Here is an 18,388-nt window from a genome sequence, read left to right on the forward strand (position 1 = left end):
GAGGCGTCAGTCTAGGGAGGGCCGGAGGCGCCCCCGGACCACCGCCGCCCGGCCCGGGTCCCCGTTCACCGGCGCGTCCGCCCCTGACCACGGGTGATACCGGCGGATGACCGGGCGGGATCCGGTCCGTGAGACAGGTGTTCCTTTCCGCCACGCCCGGCGAGTAGCGTGATCGTTTCCGCGTGTGAGCCGGTGAGGTCTCCACCATCCGTCCCTTGTGGAGAACCAGGAGCACCAGGTGTCCGCTGCCGTCGCGCCCGCCCCCGCCCTCGCACCGCCCCGCAGAGCCTGGCTCACCGACCTGCCGGTCCTGGCGGTCGCCGTCGTCTGGGGCGCCAGCTACCTCGCCGCCAAGGGCATCACCACCACCCACACCGTCATCGCCGTCCTCGTCCTGCGCTTCGCGATCGTGCTGCCCGTCCTGGTGGCCACCGGGTGGCGCAAGCTGCGGGCGCTGACCGGGGGGCAGTGGCGGGCAGCCGGACTGCTGGGCCTGGTGCTGAGCGGGATCTTCCTGCTGGAGACGTACGGGGTCGTCCACACCTCGGCCACCAACGCCGGGCTGATCATCAGCCTCACCATGGTCTTCACGCCGCTCGCCGAAGCCGTCGTGACCCGGGTCCGGCCCCCGGCCTCCTTCGTCGCGGCGGCCGGGCTCTCCGTCGCCGGAGTGATCCTCCTGACCCAGGGCGGCGGGTTCACCAGCCCCTCGGCCGGTGACCTGCTGATGCTCCTCGCCGCCCTCGCCCGTACGGTCCACGTCCTGGCCATGGCGCGTCTGAAGGCGGTCCGGTCGGCCGACTCGCTCTCCCTGACCACGGTCCAACTCGGCAGCGCGGTCGCCGTCTTCGTCGTCCTCGCCGCCCTCCCGGGGACGGGCGCCTCGCCGTGGAGCGTGGCGGCGGACTTCGGTTTCCGGGAGTGGGCGGGGCTGATCTTCCTCTCCGTGTTCTGCACGCTGTTCGCGTTCTTCGTGCAGATGTGGTCGGTACGCCGCACCTCGCCGTCCCGGGTCAGCCTGCTGCTCGGTACGGAACCGCTGTGGGCCGCCGCCGTCGGCATCAGCCTCGGCGGCGAACGGCTCGGCGCCCTGGGGGTGGCCGGAGCCGTCCTCGTCCTGGCGGGTACCGCGTGGGGGCGCCGCAGTGCGGAAGGAGCGGACCGAGGAGCGGGCCCTACTTCTTGACCGCGTCCGGCGCGATCATGATCGCGAAGCCCGTCACGATCAGCACGATGCTGACGAACAACGCGCGGTCACCGAAGTAGTCGATGTGCTGGGCCAACGTCCACAGCCGCAGCCATCCCGTCCACTCGTAGACCAGCCCTCCCAGGCCCTGCAGCAAGATGATGAACCCGACCGCCTCGACGAATTTCTTCATACGCCGAGCTTCGTGGCCGACCCGTGCCCGCCGCGTCGGCCACAGGACCCGACCGCCGCGCCGAAAGTAGCGGGTCCCGCGACTTCGGTCGCTCCCTGGCCGCACAGGACCCGTCCCGGACGCCCGGCTGCGTAACTTTGCCGATATGACGCGCACCGAGTACCCCTGGCTGCTCCCCTCGGCGATGGCCGGCGCCGAGCTGCCCGGCGACCGGGCCCGGGCGCGGCGGACCGTACGCGACTGGGTCGTCGACATCACGGCCTTCCTCATCGCGGCGGGCATCGCCCTCATCGCCCTCGCCGCGATCGAGACCGAGGGGTCGACCCCGGACGCCGTGCTCGTCGTCGACTCGGTGATCGGCGCCGCCGCCTGCTGCGCCCTCTGGGTCCGGCGGCGCTGGCCCGTCGGGCTCGCCGCTGCCCTGACCATCCTGTCCATCGTGGAGCCCGTCGCGGGCGGCGCCCTGATGGTCGCCCTGTTCAGCCTGGCCGTCCACCGCCCCTTCAAGCCGGTGGCGATCGTCGGCGCGGGCGCGCTGATCGTGGCGCCCCTTCAGCCCTGGCTGCGCCCCGACCCGGAGACCGGTTTCGTCGCCTCGGCCGTCATCGGCGTCCTGCTGATCCTGCTGGTGCTCAGCTGGGGAATGGTCGTACGTTCCCGGCGCCAGCTCGTCCTCACCCTCCGCGAACGGGCCCGCCGCGCCGAGGCCGAGGCGGAACTCCGCGCCGAACAGGCCCAGCGGCTGGCCCGCGAGGCCATCGCCCGCGAGATGCACGACGTCCTCGCCCACCGGCTCACCCTGCTCAGCGTCCACGCCGGGGCCCTGGAATTCCGGCCCGACGCCCCCACCGCCGAGATCGCCCGGGCCGCCGGAGTCATCCGGGACAGCGCCCACGAGGCGCTCCAGGACCTACGGGAGATCATCGGCGTGCTGCGCGGCCCCGGGGACACCGGCGAGGGCGAGCGGCCCCAGCCCACCCTCGCCACCCTGGACGGGCTGATCGAGCAGTCCCGCGCGGCGGGAATGAAGGTCACCGTCGACCAGCGCGTCGGCGCCCCGGCGGACGCCCCCGCCGCCACCGGCCGCACGGTGTACCGCATCGCCCAGGAGTGCCTGACCAACGCCCGTAAACACGCACCCGGTACGGAGGTCACCGTCAACGTGACCGGCGGCCCGGGGGACGGGCTCACCATCGAGGTGGCCAACCCGGCCCCCACCGAACCCTTCGAGCGGGTACCCGGCTCCGGCCAGGGCCTCATCGGCCTCACCGAGCGCGCCACGCTCGCCGGGGGCCGGCTGGAGCACGGCCCCACGGCGGACGGCGGCTTCGTCGTCCGCGCCCGGCTGCCCTGGCCCGCCGCGTGAGGCGGGGATGCCGGCCGCCCGGGACCGGCTGGCTACGGTGGCTGTCATGAACACCCCGGCGTCCCCGCCCCCTCCGGCGTCCTCCGCGTCCCCGGCCTCTTCCGCGCCCCCGCCCGTCCGGCTGCTCATCGTCGACGACGACCCGCTCGTGCGGGCCGGACTCGCCCTGATGCTCGGCGGGGCCGACGACATCGACATCGTGGGGGAGGGCGCGGACGGCAGCGAGGTCGCCGCTCTGGTCGAACGGCTGGGCCCCGACGTCGTCCTGATGGACATCCGGATGCCCGGCATGGACGGGCTCACCGCGACCGAGGAGCTGCGCCGCCGTCCCGGCGCGCCCGAAGTCGTCGTCCTCACCACCTTCCACGCCGACGAACAGGTCCTGCGGGCCATCCGCGCCGGGGCTGCGGGATTCGTCCTGAAAGACACCCCGCCCGCCCGGATCGTGGACTCCGTCCGCCGGGTGGCCGCCGGGGACCCGGTGCTCTCGCCCGCCGTCACCCGGCAGCTCATGGCCCGGGCCGCCGGCGGTGCGCGGGTCGACCGCACCAGCCGGACCGAGCGCGCCCGCAGGCGGTTCGCGGAACTGACGGAGCGGGAGAAGGAGGTGGCGGTAGCAGTCGGACGTGGACACTCCAACGCCGAGATCGCGGGCGAGCTGTACCTCAGTGTCGCCACCGTGAAGACCCAGGTCTCGCGGATTCTCGCCAGACTCGACCTGAACAACCGGGTCCAGATCGCCCTGTTGGTCCACGATGCCGGACTGCTCGACCCGGACGACGATGAGAGTGACGGCCTACGCTGAGCGAAGGGGACCGGCTTTCGTCGCGTGGCCGGACCGGCCTGCGACCCGCGTGGCCGGACCGGCTTACACCCAGCAGATCGGGCCGGCCCTACGCTGAGTGGCCCGGACCGGAAGAGGGGGCTGACCACGATGACTGTGCTCGATCTGGGGGATCTGCCGGATTTCACGGCGAACCCCTACCCGTACTACGCGAAGCTCCGTGCAGAGGGGCCGGTGCACACCGTGCGCACCGAGCACATCGAGCGCATGCACCTGGTCGTCGGATACGACGAGGCCCGCTCGGTCCTCGCCGACCAGCGGTTCGGCAAGGACTGGCGGACCACCGAGCGCTGGACCGCCCAGCCGCACGCGATCAGCGCCAACATGCTGGAGCTGGACGCCCCGCACCACACCCGGCTGCGCAGGCTGGTCGTCCGTGAGTTCACCGCCCGCCGGATCGAGGCGCTGCGGCCGCGCGTCACCGAGATCACCACGGAGCTCCTCGACGCGATGGTCCCTGCAGGCTCCGCCGACCTGGTCGACGCGCTGGCCTTCCCTCTCCCGATGACCGTCATCTGCGAGCTGCTCGGCGTCCCCGACATCGACCGGGACACCTTCCGTACGCTCTCCAACGGCGTCGTCTCCCCCACCCCGGCCCAGCGGGAGACCGACCTGGTCGGCGCGATGGGCGCCTACCTCGTCCAACTGATCGACGACAAGCGCGGTTCGCCGGGCGATGACCTGCTGAGCGCGCTGATCAGGAGCCGCGACGAGGGCGGCGACGGGCTCTCCGGTGACGAACTGGTCGGCATGGCCTTCCTGTTGCTCGTCGCCGGGCATGAGACCACCGTCAACCTGATCTCCAACGGGGTGCGGGCCCTCCTCGACCACCCGGACCAACTCGCCCTGCTGCGCGCCGATCCCGGACTGCTCGACGGGGCGGTGGAGGAGATGCTGCGGTACGACGGCCCGGTGGAGACCGCCACCTTCCGCTTCACCCGGGAGGACGTCACGGTCGGCTCCACCGTGATCCCGCGCGGCGAGGTGGTGCTCGTCGCCCTCGCCTCGGGCGGCCGGGACCCCGAGCGGTTCGAGGACCCGGACACCTTCGACATCCGCCGCCCGCCCCAGGGACACCTGGCCTTCGGCCACGGGGCGCACTTCTGCCTGGGCGCCCCGCTCGCCCGCATGGAGGCGCGCATCGCGATCGGGGCCCTGCTGGAGCGCTGCCCGGACCTCGCCCGCGACCCGGCGGGCGGCGAGCCGGACTGGCTGCCCGGCCTGCTGATGCGCGGGGTGCGGCGGCTGCCGGTGCGCTGGTGAGGCCGCTGTCCCCGCACAACTCTCCGAGAAGGGGCACGCCTTGACCACCGAAGCGACCCCGGAAACCGATGAGCTGGTCGATCTCGCCGCACTCGGCGAGGAGTTCACCCGCGACCCCTACCCCGTCTACGCGGCGTTACGGGCCAAGGGCCCGGTCCACCGGGTCCGCATCCCCGAGGGCACCCACGCCTGGCTCGTCGTCGGGTACGAGGCCGGGCGGGCGCTCCTCGCCGACCAGCGGCTCTCCAAGCAGTGGGCCAGGGCCTCGCCCGCACTCGGGGTCACCAAGGTCTCCGCGGGCACCTCGATGCTCAGCAGCGACACCCCCGACCACACCCGGCTGCGCAAACTCGTCGCCCGGGAGTTCACCCCGCGCCGGATGGAGCAACTAGCCCCGCGCATCCAGGAGATGACCGACGAGCTGCTGGACGGGATGCTCGCGGCGCCGGACCGGCGGGCCGATCTGGTCGAGGCGCTCTCCTACCCGCTGCCGATGAACGTCATCTGCGAGCTGCTCGGTGTGCCGTTCCTGGACCGGACGGCCTTCCGCGAGTGGTCGAACCAGGCGGTCTCCTCGGTCGACGCCTCGAAACGCGACTCGTCCACCCAGGCGATGGCCGCTTACCTGACCGGGCTGCTCCAGGACAAGCGGGCGCGTCCGGGCGAGGATCTGATGAGCGCGCTTGTCCACACCGCCGACGAGGACGGCGACCGGCTCTCCGCCGACGAACTGATGGGCATGGCCTGGCTGCTGCTCGTCGCCGGTCATGAGACCACCGTCAACCTCATCACCAACGGCGTGCACAAACTCCTGGCCCATCCGGAGCAACTCGCTGCCCTCCGGGCGGACTTACGACTGATCGACAACGCGGTGGAGGAGATCCTGCGCTTCGAGGGCCCCGTCGAGACGCCCACGTACCGCTTCACGACCGCACCGATCGACATCGACGGCACGGTGATCCCCGGCGGCGGCGAACTGGTCCTCGTCGCGATGTCGGACGCCAACCGGGACCCCGCCCGCTATCCCGACGCGGCCCGCTTCGACATCACCCGGGACGCCCGGGGCCATATCGCCTTCGGGCACGGCATCCACTACTGCCTGGGCGCACCGCTGGCCCGGATCGAGGCCCGGGTCGCCATCCGGTCCCTGCTGGAGCGCTGCCCGGAGCTGCGGCTCACCGCCGACCCGGCGACCCTCGACTGGCGCACCGGCATCCTGATGCGGGGACCGTTGAGCCTGCCGGTGGGCTGGTAGGGAGGCGGCGGCCGGTGCCGACGGGGGCGGCTCACCCGCCGGCCCCCGTCTCGCCCGCACGGACCCCGTTCTCACCCGCCAGCCCTGTTCTCGCCCGCCCGGGCCCCGTTCTCGCCCGTCCGGGCCCGGCCTCACCCGCCCGGGATCTCCTCCATCACCACCGGGCGGCGCTCGCGGCGGGAGATCTCGCAGGCCTCGGCGATCCGCAGCGCGTGCAGGGCCTCCCGCCCGTCGCACGGATTGGCCAGCTCACCCCGGGCGACCCGGAGGAAGGCGTCCAGCTCCGCCTCGTACGCCGGGGCGAACCGCTCCAGGAACCCGGGCCACGGCTTCGGCGGCGCGCCCGGCCCCTCCGGCTCGGCCGAGGTCAGCGGCGTACGGCCGTCCAGGCCGACGGCGATCTGGTCCAGTTCCCCGGCCAGCTCCATGCGGACGTCGTACCCGGCGCCGTTGCAGCGGGTGGCGGTGGCGGTGGCCAGCGTGCCGTCGTCCAGGGTGAGCAGGGCGGCGGCCGTGTCCACGTCACCCGCCTCGCGGAACATCGCGGGCCCCGCATCCGACCCGGTGGCGTACACCTCGCTCACCTCGCGGCCCGTCACCCACCGCAGGATGTCGAAGTCATGGACCAGGCAGTCCCGGTAGAGCCCGCCGGAGAGCGGGAGGTAGTCGGCGGGCGGGGGAGCGGGGTCGGAGGTGACCGCCCGTACGGTATGGAGCCGCCCGAGCCTCCCCTCCCGGACCACCGCCCTCGCCTCGGCGTACCCGGCGTCGAAGCGGCGCATGAAGCCCAGCTGCAGAATGCTGCCCGCCGCCTCGACCTCCGCGAGGGCGCCGAGGGTGCGGGGCAGGTCCAGGGCGATCGGCTTCTCGCAGAACGCGGGCAGCCCGGCCCGCGCGGCGCGGGCGATGAGCGGGGCGTGGGCCGCGGTCGCCGAGCAGATCACCAGCGCGTCGGGGAGGCCGGGGCCCTCGCCGGTGAACAACGCGTCCACCGCGACGGCCGAGGCTCCGGTCCGGGTGGCCGCCAAGGCGGCCCGCTCCGGATCCGCGTCCGCCACCAGCAGGGACTCCACAGCGGGGTGACGGCTCAGCACCTCCGCATGGAAAGTGCCGATACGTCCCGTTCCGATGAGTCCGATGCGCATGGCCCCAAGGTGACGTCGGCCGGGTCGTCATGTCAAGCATTTGTCCTGACAAATGGCGGCCGCACGTATCGGCCGGGCGCTCACCCGGCCCCACGCCCGCCATGGCTTTGTCCGGACAATCGAACTAGGCTCGCCCCGTGACCGCACAAGGAGCCGATCAGCCGCTGCCACTGAGCGTGGACCGCACCAGCCCGGTGCCGCTCTACTTCCAGCTTGCGCAGCAACTGGAGGCCGCCGTCGAACAGGGCCGGCTGGCCCCCGGCGCCCTGCTCGGCAACGAGATCGACCTCGCCGCCCGCCTCGGCCTCTCCCGCCCCACCGTCCGCCAGGCCATCCAGTCGCTCGTCGACAAGGGGCTGATGGTCCGCCGCCGGGGCGTCGGCACCCAGGTCGTGCACAGCCAGGTCCGCCGCCCGCTGGAGCTCAGCTCGCTCTACGAGGACCTGGAGGCGGCCGGCCAGCGCCCCGCCACCAAGGTCCTGCGCACCACCACGGAACCGGCCACCGCCGAGATCGCCGCCGCCCTCGGGGTCGTCGAGGGCACCGAGGTCCACCTCGTCGAGCGGCTGCGCTACGCCCACGACGAGCCGATGGCCCTCCTGCGCAACCACCTCCCTCCGGGCCTGCTCGCCCTCACGGCGCGGGAGCTGGAGTCCACCGGGCTCTACCGGATGATGCGGGCCTCGGGCATCACCCTGCACAGCGCCCGCCAGTCAGTCGGCGCCCGCGCTGCCACCGCGGGGGAGGCCCGCGCCCTGGACGAGGAACCGGGCGCGCCGCTGCTCACCATGGAGCGCACGACGTACGACGACACGGGCCGCGCGGTCGAGTTCGGCTCCCACGTCTACCGGGCTTCGCGCTACGCGTTCGAGTTCCAGCTGCTGGTACGCACCTGAGCGACCACCCCAGCCCGTTCGGCGTCTGAGGACGGCACCCTTGCGCCGGTGCGCCCGCGGGCAGAGGATCCTGGGCACGGGACGGGCAGGAAAGCGCCCCCCGGGCAAGGGCGGGCACGGCTCGGGGATACTTGGGCAGCCGGGCCGGGACCGCAAACTCCCCGGCCCCGTCAAGCGCACAGCGAGCAGCAGTAGAAGGGCACGGCGTCGTGGCAAGGGTTCGGACAGGGGTACGCGCGGTGGGCGCCGTGCTGGCAGTGGTGCTGGGCGCCTCCCTCGCGGGATGCAGCAGCACCGGCGGCAAGCGGGCGGAAGAGCGCGCGGCCGAGGCCGCCGAAGGCCGGGCCGCGGTGAACACGCCCCGCTGGACCTTCGCCATGGTCACCCACTCGGGCGACGGCGACACCTTCTGGGACATCGTCCAGAAGGGCGCCGAGCAGGCGGCCGTCAAGGACAACATCAACTTCCTCTACTCGCACAACGACGAGGCCAACCAGCAGGCCCAGCTCGTCCAGACCGCGATCGACAAGAAGGTCGACGGGCTCATCGTCTCGCTGGCCAAGCCCGACGCCATGAAGGCCGTGATCGCCAAGGCCGTCAAGGCGGGCATCCCGGTCGTCACGGTGAACTCCGGCTCCGCCGAGTCCAAGGAGTTCGGCGCCCTGGCCCACATCGGCCAGGACGAGTCGATCGCCGGTGAGGCCGTCGGCGACGAGCTGAACGAGCGGGACCGCAAGAAGGTCCTCTGCGTCCTGCACGAGCAGGGCAACGTGGGCCACGAGCAGCGCTGCGCCGGGGCGAAGAAGACCTTCGACGGCACGCTGCAGAACCTGTACGTCGACGGCACCAACATGCCCGACGTCACGGCGTCCATCGAGGCCAAGCTCCAGTCCGACAAGAGCATCGACGCGGTCGTCACCCTCGGCGCCCCCTTCGCCGACGCCGCCGTCCAGGCCAAGCGGACGGCGGGCAGCAAGGCCGAGATCGACACCTTCGACCTCAACGCCAAGGTCGCCACCGGTCTCCAGACCGACAAGCTCGGCTTCGCCGTCGACCAGCAGCCCTACCTCCAGGGGTACGAGGCCGTCGACCTGCTCTGGCTCTACCGCTCCAACCGCAACGTCCTCGGCGGCGGCCTGCCCGTCCTGACCGGCCCGCAGATCATCACCAAGGACGACGCCGACGCCCTGGCCGACTACACCAAGCGGGGCACCCGATGAGCGGCTCCGCCGCCGCCCCCGAGAAGCCGGCGGAGGTGGACGAGCGCCTCGTACGCACCTCGCCGCTGCGCAAGCTGCTCGGCCGCCCCGAGCTCGGCTCGGTCGTCGGTGCGGCAGCCGTCTTCTTTTTCTTCGCGCTCGTCGCGGACAGCTTCCTCCAGGCCACCAGCTTCGGGACCGTGCTGTACGCGGCCTCCGTCCTCGGCATCATGGCCGCCCCGGTCGCGCTGCTGATGATCGGCGGGGAGTTCGACCTCTCCGCCGGTGTCCTGGTGACCAGCTCCGCGCTGATCTCCTCGATGTTCAGCTACCAGATGACCGCCAACGTCTGGGTCGGCGTCTTCGTGTCGTTGCTGGTCACGCTCGCCATCGGGGCGTTCAACGGGTTCATGCTGACCCGCACCGGACTGCCGAGCTTCATCATCACGCTCGGTACGTTCCTGATGCTCACCGGCCTGAACCTCGGCTTCACCAAGCTGATCAGCGGCACGGTCTCCACCAAGGCCATCGGCGACATGGAGGGCTTCGAGTCCGCCCGGGCCCTGTTCGCCTCGACGCTCACCCTCGGCGGCGTCGAGTTCAAGGTGACGATCCTGTGGTGGGTGGCGCTCGTCGCGCTCGCCACCTGGATCCTGCTCCGTACCCGCTTCGGCAACTGGATCTTCGCGGTCGGCGGTGAGGCGGATGCCGCCCGCGCGGTCGGCGTCCCCGTCATCCGTACCAAGATCGGGCTCTACCTGGGCGTCGCCTTCGCCGCCTGGATCTCGGGACAGCACCTGCTGTTCAGCTACGACGTCGTCCAGTCCGGCGAGGGCGTCGGCAACGAGCTGACGTACATCATCGCGGCCGTCATCGGCGGTTGCCTGATCACCGGCGGCTACGGCTCCGCGATCGGCTCGGCGGTCGGTGCCTTCATCTTCGGCATGACCAGCAAGGGCATCGTGTACGCCGAGTGGAACCCGGACTGGTTCAAATTCTTCCTGGGAGCGATGCTGCTCCTGGCCACCCTGCTCAACGCGTGGGTGCGCAAGCGCGCGGAGGCGACGTCATGACGGCCACTTCTGACCCTTCCGGGAAGACCGTCGGCCCCCTGGTCGAGCTGGACGACGTATCGAAGTTCTACGGCAACATCAAAGCCCTGGAACACGTCTCGCTGGAGGTCCACGCGGGCGAGATCACCTGCGTCCTCGGTGACAACGGCGCCGGCAAGTCCACCCTCATCAAGATCATCGCGGGGCTGCACCGGCACGACGGCGGCCGCTTCCTGATCGACGGCGAGGAGACCACCCTCGCCAACCCGCGCGACGCCCTGGACCGGGGCATCGCCACGGTCTACCAGGACCTCGCCGTCGTCCCGCTGATGCCGGTCTGGCGGAACTTCTTCCTCGGCTCCGAACCCACCATCGGCTTCGGCCCCTTCAAGCGCCTCGACGTCCGCACGATGCGCGAGACGACCCGCACGGAACTCCTCCGCATGGGCATCGACCTGCGGGACGTGGACCAGCCCATCGGCACGCTCTCCGGCGGTGAGCGCCAGTGCGTGGCGATCGCCCGCGCCGTCTACTTCGGCGCCAAGGTCCTCGTCCTGGACGAGCCGACCGCCGCCCTCGGCGTCAAGCAGTCCGGTGTGGTGCTCAAGTACGTGGCGGCCGCCCGCGACGCAGGCCTCGGCGTGGTCCTCATCACGCACAACCCGCACCACGCCCACCTCGTCGGCGACCGGTTCATCCTCCTCAAGCGCGGGGCGATGTCCGGCAGCCACACCAAGGACGACGTCACGCTGGACGAACTGACACGTCAGATGGCGGGCGGCAGCGAGCTGGAGGAGCTCAGCCACGAGCTGGAACGCACCCCGGCCCCCACCCTCCCGGGCGGCCCCGCCGCGACCGACGACACCCCCTGACCGGCGACCCGCCCCGGCGCGGCCGCCCCCCACCCAGCGGTCGCCGGGGCCCGGCAGTGGCAGAATCGGGCGCGGCGGGCGCCGTCCGCCGCCGGGCGCGAGAGGCGACCGGCCCCCCAGACCCCGCAGGGACGATGAGCACGTACCGCGACTTCGCAGACCGCGGCTCCGCCCGCGCCACCGTCCTCAAGACCGTCGGCACCAAGGAACGCCGCTCGCACCTCACCGCCCCCCGCGTCCCCACGGTCGGGATCGACATCGGCGGTACGAAAGTGATGGCGGGCGTCGTCGACGCCGACGGCAACATCCTGGAACAGCTGCGCACCGAGACGCCCGACAAGTCCAAGAGCCCCAAGGTCGTCGAGGACACCATCGTCGAACTGGTCCTGGACCTCTCCGACCGGCACGACGTCCACGCGGTCGGCATCGGCGCGGCGGGCTGGGTGGACGCCGACCGCTCCAAGGTCCTGTTCGCCCCGCACCTCGCCTGGCGCGACGAACCCCTGCGCGACGCGATCGCCTCCCGTCTCGTCGTCCCCGTCATGGTCGACAACGACGCCAACACCGCCGCCTGGGCGGAGTGGCGCTTCGGCGCCGGGCGCGGCGAGGACCACCTCGTCATGATCACGCTCGGCACGGGGATCGGTGGCGCGATCCTGGAGGACGGCCAGGTCAAGCGCGGCAAGTACGGCGTGGCCGGTGAGTTCGGCCACATGCAGGTCGTGCCCTCGGGCCACCGCTGCCCCTGCGGCAACCGAGGCTGCTGGGAGCAGTACAGCTCCGGAAACGCCCTGGTGCGCGAGGCCAGGGAGCTGGCCGCCGCCGACTCCCCGGTCGCGCACTTCCTGCTGGACCGGGTGAAGGGCAACATCCCCGACATCACCGGCCCGCTCATCACCGAACTGGCCCGCGAGGGTGATGCCATGTGCATCGAGCTCCTCCAGGACATCGGCCAGTGGCTCGGCGTCGGCATCGCCAACCTGGCCGCCGCACTCGACCCGTCCTGCTTCGTCATCGGAGGCGGCGTGAGCGCCGCCGACGACCTCCTGATCGGCCCCGCCCGGGACGCCTTCAAGCGCCACCTCACCGGCCGCGGCTACCGGCCCGAGGCCCGGATCGCCAAGGCGCAGCTGGGACCCGAGGCGGGTATGGTCGGCGCTGCGGACCTCGCCCGGCTGGTGGCCCGCCGCTTCCGCCGGGCCAACCGGCGCCGCGTCGAGCGGTACGAGCGGTACGCGCAGATCTACGACCAGGCGGCGAGCACCATCCGCAACACCCGTTCGACCCGCACGGTCGACTGAACCGCGACGGCCTGTGCGGCGTCTCAGCTCCGTACGCGACTTCGGACCCGCACCCGGCTCCGTACGCGACCTTGGACCCGTACCCGTACCCGACCCCGTACCCGACCGGCCTCCGCGCCTGACGTACTCCGCTCCGCAGCACGAGGGACCTCCTGATCATGATCGCAGCCGACCACTCCGTGGTGCCGCCCCAGTCCGAGTCACCGGGCGATGGCGAGAGCAAGCCGCCCGAGGGCCGCCGACGGGTGTTCAAGCGGCGGTTCATCACCGCCACGATCATCGTGCTGCTGATCGGCATCCCGGCGGGCTACCTCCTCGTGTCCGCGGGCCAGAGCCGCCGCTCGGGCAAGGACAAGGAGGCCGAGGCAGCCGCCCAGGGCCTCCGCGAGGGCTGGCCCTCCAAGATGCAGCGCCGGATCTTCGAGATCCCGATCCCGGGCAACGGGATCGGGGTCCAGTACTACGAGACGAACAACTGGAAAGCCAGCCGGATGTACGCGAAGTTCCGGACGACCTCCGCCGGTCTCGACCGCTTCCTGACCGGCGTCGGCACCGGCCGCGCGGCCCTGGAGCCCGGGGTGGTCAACATCAGTGCCCGGGACATCGACATCACCGGTTGGTACTTCAGCCCGAACGAGAACTGGGCGAGCGTCACCCACACCAACAAGAAGCCGCGCCCCACCCAGACCATCACGGTCAATATGACCGACCCGGCCAGTCCTGTCGTCTATGTCGTTTCCGCGGCGACCCCCTGAGTCATGCCGGGCCGTGCCTCCCCGTCAGCCGTAAGACGGCGCCTCGACGGCCGCGGCAGTAGCGTGACGGGCATGGATGAGACGGCGGACCCGGTACCGGCGGCCGACGACCCGGGGTTCCCGGCCCGCCTCGCGGCCTCGTGCACCGGGCTCGCCGAGCTCGACGCCCTGGTCACGCACTGCCGGGCCTGTCCGCGGCTCGTGACCTGGCGGGAGGAGGTCGGCGAGGTCAGGCGCGCCGCCTTCCGGGACCAGGAGTACTGGGCACGTCCGGTGCCCGGCTTCGGCCCGGCGGACGCGAAGGTGGCCGTGGTGGGGCTGGCACCCGCCGCCCACGGTGGTAACAGGACCGGGCGGATGTTCACGGGGGACGCGACGGGCGACTTCCTCTTCGCCGCGCTGCACGCGCTGGGCCTCGCTTCGCAGCCGTCCTCCGTCCACGCCGGGGACGGGCTCCGCCTGCGCGGCGTGCGGCTGACCTCGCCCGTGCACTGCGCGCCCCCGGAGAACCGGCCGACGCCCGGGGAACGCGACACCTGCCGGCCCTGGCTCGCGGGCGAGCTGAACCTGCTCAGTCCGCGACTGCGCTCGGTCGTCGTCCTCGGCGGCTTCGGCTGGCAGGCGCTCCTGCCGGCTCTCGCGCAGGCGGGATGGGAGATGCCCCGTCCGCGTCCCGCCTTCGGGCACGGCACCCGGGTCGTCCTGCCCGCCACCGGGAGCCGACAGGAGCTCCACCTGCTCGGCAGTTACCATCCCAGCCAGCGCAACACGTTCACCGGGCGCCTGACCATGCCCATGCTGGTCGACGTGTTGCGTGAGGCCGCAGCCATCGCCCAGATCGCCACGTGAGCCGCCATCGCCCCACGAGCCCGGACATCAGCCCCGCTGTCCCTCACACATCGGTCGCGCGTTCCGGGTCGCCCAGGGGGGCGTTCACCCGCAGCCAGCGATAGCCGTACGGCTCCAGCTCGGTGCGGACGAGACCCCCGGCCGCCGACTTCACCGTGTCGCCCGTGAAGACGTCGGTGAGCAGGCGGCCGCCTTTCAGCCGGGGGACCGTCGTGGCCGCGGTGACCGCCCGGTCGGAGAAGTTGTGCACCGCCAGCACCGCCCCTTCCGGCAGCGAGCTGATGTGCGCCAGTACGCCGGGGTCGTCGGAGTCGAGCACCTCGTACGTGCCCCAGGCCAGTTCGGGTGCCTCGCGGTACCTCTCGATCAGTGTCCGCATCCGCCCCAGGAGTGCATCCGAGTCGTGTGCCTGGTCGTGCACATTGACCCGCTTCGGTCCGAACGCGCCCTCCACGACCGGGTTGGGCAGAGCGTCGGCGTCCGCGGTGGAGAAGCCGCCCCCCTTGTCGGCGGTCCACTGCATCGGGGTACGTACGGCCTGCCGGCCCTCGGCGGTGAGGTTCTCACCCATCCCGATCTCCTCGCCGTAGAAGAGCACGGGGGTGCCCGGCAGGGTGAAGAGCAGGCTGTAGGCCAGCTCGACCCTGCGCCGGTCGCCCGCCACCATCGGCGGCAGCCTGCGACGCAGGCCACGGCCGTAGAGCTGCATGTCCTCGTCCGGGCCGAAGGCCGCGAAGACCTCGGCGCGCTCGCCGTCGTCGAGCTTGTCCAGCGTCAGCTCGTCGTGGTTGCGGACGAAGGTCGCCCAGTGCGCGTCGCGGGGAGCGCCGGGGCGCTCCCGCAGGGCGGCGGCCAGCGGTCCCGCCTCGCCCCGGGCCATCGACAGGTACATCCGCTGCATGCCGATGAAGTCGAAGCACATGGTCAGCTCGTCGCCCCGGCCGGACTCCGGCTCGCCGAAGAACGTGGCGGTTTCGGGATAGGGCAGGTTGACCTCGCCCAGCAGCACCGCTTCACCGTTGCGGCGCCCGAGGAAGGCCCGCAGGTCGGCGAGGTACTCGTGCGGGTCGGGCAGTTGGTCCGCATCCGCCTGGCCGTCGGTCTCCAGCAGGAACGGAACCGCGTCGACGCGGAAGCCGGACAGCCCCAGCTGCGTCCAGAAACCCATGATGCGGGCTATCTCGTCGCGTACCGCGGGGTTGGCGACATTGAGGTCGGGCTGCTGCTTGAAGAAGCGGTGCAGGTAGTACTGGCCGGTGGTCTCGTCCAGCTCCCACACACTGTCCTCGGCGTCGGGGAAGACCACGCCCTCAGGGCCGTCCTCGGGAGGGGTGTCGACCCAGACGTACCAGTCACGGTGGGCGGACGTGCGGCTTGAGCGGGCGTCCTGGAACCACGGGTGGTGGTCGGAGGTGTGGTTGACCACCAGGTCGGCGATGACCCGGATACCCCGGTCGCGGGCGGTCCGCACGAACTCCGTGAAATCACCCAGTGTGCCCAGGCGCGGGTCGACGCCGTAGAAGTCGGTGATGTCGTAGCCGTCGTCGCGCTCCCGGGTCGGATAGAAGGGCATCAGCCACACACAGGTGACGCCCAGGCGCACCAGGTGGTCGATCCGCTGGGTCAGGCCGGCGAAATCGCCGGTCCCGTCGCCGTCGCCGTCCTGGTACGTCTCGACGTCCAGGCAGTACACGACGGCGTTCTTCCACCACAGGTCGGAGGTACGGGTCAGCCTCATCGGGCACTCTCCGCGAGGTAGGGATCGGGGCGGGTCACATCGAGCCGGGGCAGCACCTCGGCGCCGAACGCGTCGATGAAGGCGCTCTGTTCCCGGCCGACGTGGTGCAGCATGACCGCGTCGAAGCCGAGGTCGGCGTACTCCTGGAGCCACGCCGCGTGCCGGCCGAGGTCCGCCGAGATGTTGACGGACCCGGCGACCTGCTCGGGCGTGACGTGCTCACTGACGCTGTCGAACAGCTCGGCGGAGTCCAGGTCCCAACTCACCGGCGGGCCGTGGACGTTGGTGCGCCACTGGTCGTGGGCGACGGCGCGGGCGGTCTCCAGGTCGCGGTCCCAGCTGAGGTGGACCTGGAGGTGCAGCCGCCCGGCGCCGCCGGCGGAGCGGTACGCGTCCACGATCCGGCGCAGCTTCTCGTACGGCGCGTTGACGGTGATCAGGCCGTCGGCCCACGGTGCGCACCAGCGGGCGGTGGCCTCACTGCAGGCAGCGCCCACCAGCGGCGGCACGCTCCCGGGCCGGGTCCACAGCCGGGCCCGGTCCACGACCACCAGCCCGTCGTGACTCACCTCCTCGCCGTTCAGCAGCGCCCGGATGATGTCGACGCACTCGCGCAGCCGTGCGTTGCGGACGTCCTTGCGCGGCCAGCGCGCGCCGGTGATGTGCTCGTTGGACGCCTCCCCGCTGCCCAGCGCCGCCCAGAAGCGGCCCGGGTACATGGCGGCGAGGCTGCCGATGGCCTGGGCGATGATCGCCGGGTGGTACCGCTGCCCTGGCGCGTTGACCACTCCGAACGGGACCTGGCCGGTGGCTTGGAGCGCGGCGCCGAGCCAGGACCACGCGAAGCCGGACTCGCCCTGACGGACGCTCCAGGGCGAGAAGTGGTCCGAGCACATGACGGCGGTGAAGCCGGCGCTCTCCGCGTGGACGGCCGCGGCCAACAGCTCGGCGGGAGGCACCTGTTCGTGCGAAGCGTGGAATCCGTAGACGGTCATGGGGTGCGGGTACCCGGTGCCACCGCGAACAACGGCGCGGGGTCAGAGCGTCTGCCGGTGCACCCGCGCCTCCCACGGCGCGAGTACCAGTCGGCCGGAAGGCGCAGATGCGTTCGTCGTCCGGCAGAAGCATGGTGAAGTCGCCGTGCACGACGGCCGGTTCGCTGCGCCTCAGCGCGATCAGCCGCCGGTAGTGGTGATGGACGGAGCCGGGATCCGCTCTGGCGGCAGCGGCGTTGACCTCGGTGTGGTCGGGGTTGACCGGCAGCCAGGGTGTGCCCGTGGTGAGGCCGGCCTGCGGCGAGGCGTCCCACTGCATGGGGGTGCGGGCGTTGTCCCGGCCCATCGCCCGAAGTCCGGGCAGGATGTCCTCGGGCTCCCTTCCGGCACGCAGTTGCTGTGGGTAGTGGTTCAGGGACTCGATGTCCCGGGAATCCTCGATGGTACGCAGGGGCGCGTTGGCCATGCCCAGCTCTTCGCCCTGATAGATGTACGGCGTGCCCCGGTGCAGGTGGAGAACGGTGGACAGCATCTTCGCGGACCGCGTCCGGTGGCGGGGCCCGTCGTCGCCGAACCGGGAGACCACCCGAGGCTGATCGTGGTTGCTCCAGTACAGGCTGTTCCACCCGACGTCGGAGGGCTGGAGGTCGTCGACCGCCCTGGAGAGGTCGGCGTTGTCCGTCGTGCCGTCGAGGTTCTTGAGCTCGCGGTCGATGTCGTCGAGCGCTTCCGATGCCTGGGTGATGTCCTCGGAGGCGCTGGAGACGGCCCTCTGGAGGTTGCCGACGTGGACTCCACGCGTCGTGGGTTCCCTTCCCCGGACCCGGCGCTCGTAGCGACGGCCGGCCATGGAAATGCCCGGGTACGTGAGGCGACCGCCGCCGGACGTGAGCCGTCGAGTTCGGCCCGGCGCAGCGAGAACCGGTGAGAGATGAGAGGGTCTAGCGGGTGAGTGAGACACCACCGAACACCATGCAATACCGCTTCGACGGGCCGGATGACGCTCCGGTCCTGGTCATCGGACCCTCGCTGGGTACCACCTGGCACAGGTTGTGAATCGTGTCTTGTGGGGTCTTGGTCGGTCCAGGTGAGCCGTATAAGGCCAGGTCAGGCCCTTTCTGTCCAGGCGCGTCGACTCTGTTGGTGAGATGTGTGTGAGAGAAAACGCTCCCTGGCAGGAGACACGACGAGCCACCGCCGACCTCTGTCGGCGGGGGCTCGTCAGTGCAATTGGCCGTGGGTCGGCCGTCGGGCGCATGGGTGCCGGGGCGCTGGCGGGGGCTTTCAGGTTGGTGTTGGTAGAGGCTTCGCTGGGCCGCGTGGTCGCTGCGGTCTGCCGTGCAGGGCTTCCGCGTTACGGGGCAGGGGATGCGCTTATTGAGGCAAACCGATGGGTTGCCTGCTCGTTGATCGGGTGTGATCGAGGGTGGGGATATGAGGCGTCTGTCGCCGGCTGCGCAGGAGGATCTGCGGTTGCGG

General features: G+C 71.6%; 16 protein-coding genes and 1 pseudogene. 12 read left to right on the forward strand and 5 right to left on the reverse strand.

Annotated features, from left to right (window positions below):
• Positions 1-238: 238 nt before the first annotated feature.
• On the forward strand, positions 239-1,186 hold the full coding sequence (locus ABZ154_RS29690; protein WP_356837458.1) for a DMT family transporter: 948 nt from the start codon (positions 239-241) through the stop codon (positions 1,184-1,186).
• Here the strand turns inward: ABZ154_RS29690 and ABZ154_RS29695 are convergent.
• Positions 1,176-1,379 carry a hypothetical protein gene (locus ABZ154_RS29695; protein ID WP_356837459.1) on the reverse strand — a complete coding sequence of 68 codons (204 nt, stop codon included), beginning with the start codon at positions 1,377-1,379 and terminating at the stop codon, positions 1,176-1,178. The genes ABZ154_RS29690 and ABZ154_RS29695 overlap by 11 nt on opposite strands.
• 145 nt (positions 1,380-1,524) lie before the next feature.
• On the opposite strand from ABZ154_RS29695, the gene ABZ154_RS29700 reads away from it, so the two are divergent.
• The 4 genes from ABZ154_RS29700 to ABZ154_RS29715 all read left to right on the forward strand — a co-directional run bounded on the left by ABZ154_RS29700 (position 1,525) and on the right by ABZ154_RS29715 (position 6,107).
• The gene (locus tag ABZ154_RS29700) at positions 1,525-2,745 is read left to right on the forward strand and encodes a histidine kinase (RefSeq protein WP_356837460.1); all 1,221 of its coding nucleotides are present in this window, start codon (positions 1,525-1,527) and stop codon (positions 2,743-2,745) included.
• Between the two features lie 46 nt (positions 2,746-2,791).
• The gene (locus tag ABZ154_RS29705) at positions 2,792-3,550 is read left to right on the forward strand and encodes a response regulator transcription factor (RefSeq protein ID WP_356837461.1); all 759 of its coding nucleotides are present in this window, start codon (positions 2,792-2,794) and stop codon (positions 3,548-3,550) included.
• A gap of 129 nt (positions 3,551-3,679) precedes the next feature.
• Entirely contained in the window at positions 3,680-4,852 is a 1,173-nt protein-coding gene (locus ABZ154_RS29710; RefSeq protein WP_356837462.1) for a cytochrome P450, read from the forward strand.
• 40 nt (positions 4,853-4,892) lie between these two features.
• Positions 4,893-6,107 (forward strand): cytochrome P450, encoded by a 1,215-nt coding sequence (locus ABZ154_RS29715; RefSeq protein WP_356837463.1) that lies wholly within the window; start codon positions 4,893-4,895, stop codon positions 6,105-6,107.
• 131 nt (positions 6,108-6,238) lie between these two features.
• Here the strand turns inward: ABZ154_RS29715 and ABZ154_RS29720 are convergent, their stop codons facing one another.
• The gene (locus ABZ154_RS29720; protein ID WP_356837464.1) at positions 6,239-7,252 is read right to left on the reverse strand and encodes a Gfo/Idh/MocA family oxidoreductase; all 1,014 of its coding nucleotides are present in this window, start codon (positions 7,250-7,252) and stop codon (positions 6,239-6,241) included.
• Positions 7,253-7,389: 137 nt separating this feature from the next.
• Here ABZ154_RS29720 and ABZ154_RS29725 point away from each other — a divergent pair, with 137 nt between their 5' ends.
• The 7 genes from ABZ154_RS29725 to ABZ154_RS29755 all read left to right on the forward strand — a co-directional run bounded on the left by ABZ154_RS29725 (position 7,390) and on the right by ABZ154_RS29755 (position 14,176).
• Positions 7,390-8,148, forward strand: a complete 759-nt coding sequence (locus ABZ154_RS29725; protein WP_356837465.1) for a GntR family transcriptional regulator — start codon at positions 7,390-7,392, stop codon at positions 8,146-8,148.
• A gap of 239 nt (positions 8,149-8,387) precedes the next feature.
• Positions 8,388-9,368 (forward strand): sugar ABC transporter substrate-binding protein, encoded by a 981-nt coding sequence (locus ABZ154_RS29730; protein ID WP_356837466.1) that lies wholly within the window; start codon positions 8,388-8,390, stop codon positions 9,366-9,368.
• Positions 9,365-10,420, forward strand: a complete 1,056-nt coding sequence (locus ABZ154_RS29735; protein WP_356837467.1) for an ABC transporter permease — start codon at positions 9,365-9,367, stop codon at positions 10,418-10,420. Before ABZ154_RS29730 ends, ABZ154_RS29735 begins: the two co-directional genes overlap by 4 nt.
• Entirely contained in the window at positions 10,417-11,271 is an 855-nt protein-coding gene (locus ABZ154_RS29740; RefSeq protein WP_356837468.1) for an ATP-binding cassette domain-containing protein, read from the forward strand. The genes ABZ154_RS29735 and ABZ154_RS29740 overlap by 4 nt, the downstream gene beginning before the upstream one ends.
• Positions 11,272-11,405: 134 nt before the next feature.
• Positions 11,406-12,572: an ROK family glucokinase gene (locus tag ABZ154_RS29745; protein WP_356837469.1), complete on the forward strand. Its 1,167-nt coding sequence runs from the start codon at positions 11,406-11,408 to the stop codon at positions 12,570-12,572.
• Positions 12,573-12,730: 158 nt separating this feature from the next.
• On the forward strand, positions 12,731-13,327 hold the full coding sequence (locus ABZ154_RS29750) for a hypothetical protein (RefSeq protein ID WP_356837470.1): 597 nt from the start codon (positions 12,731-12,733) through the stop codon (positions 13,325-13,327).
• Positions 13,328-13,399: 72 nt separating this feature from the next.
• Positions 13,400-14,176 (forward strand): uracil-DNA glycosylase, encoded by a 777-nt coding sequence (locus ABZ154_RS29755; protein ID WP_356837471.1) that lies wholly within the window; start codon positions 13,400-13,402, stop codon positions 14,174-14,176.
• A 43-nt stretch (positions 14,177-14,219) separates the two neighbouring features.
• Here the strand turns inward: ABZ154_RS29755 and ABZ154_RS29760 are convergent, their stop codons facing one another.
• From ABZ154_RS29760 to ABZ154_RS29770, 3 genes and pseudogenes are all read right to left on the reverse strand, one after another.
• Positions 14,220-15,914, reverse strand: a complete 1,695-nt coding sequence (locus ABZ154_RS29760) for an alpha-amylase family protein (protein ID WP_356837472.1) — start codon at positions 15,912-15,914, stop codon at positions 14,220-14,222.
• A complete protein-coding gene (locus ABZ154_RS29765) occupies positions 15,911-16,909 on the reverse strand; it encodes a TIGR03885 family FMN-dependent LLM class oxidoreductase (RefSeq protein ID WP_356837473.1) in 999 nt (332 codons plus the stop codon). Before ABZ154_RS29765 ends, ABZ154_RS29760 begins: the two co-directional genes overlap by 4 nt.
• Before the next feature lie 514 nt (positions 16,910-17,423).
• Positions 17,424-17,525, reverse strand: a pseudogene (locus tag ABZ154_RS29770) (alpha-amylase family glycosyl hydrolase); the annotation flags it as partial.
• Positions 17,526-18,388: the final 863 nt, after the last annotated feature.

The sequence above is a fragment of the Streptomyces sp. NPDC006261 genome (assembly GCF_040613515.1).
Taxonomy (GTDB): Bacteria; Actinomycetota; Actinomycetes; order Streptomycetales; family Streptomycetaceae; genus Streptomyces.

Coding starts and splice junctions, on each gene's coding strand:
- ABZ154_RS29695 (WP_356837459.1), bottom strand. CDS start 1,379: ATGAAGAAATTCGTCGAGGCGGTCGGGTTCATCATCTTGCTGCAGGGC.
- ABZ154_RS29700 (WP_356837460.1), top strand. CDS start 1,525: ATGACGCGCACCGAGTACCCCTGGCTGCTCCCCTCGGCGATGGCCGGC.
- ABZ154_RS29705 (WP_356837461.1), top strand. CDS start 2,792: ATGAACACCCCGGCGTCCCCGCCCCCTCCGGCGTCCTCCGCGTCCCCG.
- ABZ154_RS29710 (WP_356837462.1), top strand. CDS start 3,680: ATGACTGTGCTCGATCTGGGGGATCTGCCGGATTTCACGGCGAACCCC.
- ABZ154_RS29720 (WP_356837464.1), bottom strand. CDS start 7,252: ATGCGCATCGGACTCATCGGAACGGGACGTATCGGCACTTTCCATGCG.
- ABZ154_RS29735 (WP_356837467.1), top strand. CDS start 9,365: ATGAGCGGCTCCGCCGCCGCCCCCGAGAAGCCGGCGGAGGTGGACGAG.
- ABZ154_RS29740 (WP_356837468.1), top strand. CDS start 10,417: ATGACGGCCACTTCTGACCCTTCCGGGAAGACCGTCGGCCCCCTGGTC.
- ABZ154_RS29745 (WP_356837469.1), top strand. CDS start 11,406: ATGAGCACGTACCGCGACTTCGCAGACCGCGGCTCCGCCCGCGCCACC.
- ABZ154_RS29750 (WP_356837470.1), top strand. CDS start 12,731: ATGATCGCAGCCGACCACTCCGTGGTGCCGCCCCAGTCCGAGTCACCG.
- ABZ154_RS29755 (WP_356837471.1), top strand. CDS start 13,400: ATGGATGAGACGGCGGACCCGGTACCGGCGGCCGACGACCCGGGGTTC.
- ABZ154_RS29760 (WP_356837472.1), bottom strand. CDS start 15,914: ATGAGGCTGACCCGTACCTCCGACCTGTGGTGGAAGAACGCCGTCGTG.
- ABZ154_RS29765 (WP_356837473.1), bottom strand. CDS start 16,909: ATGACCGTCTACGGATTCCACGCTTCGCACGAACAGGTGCCTCCCGCC.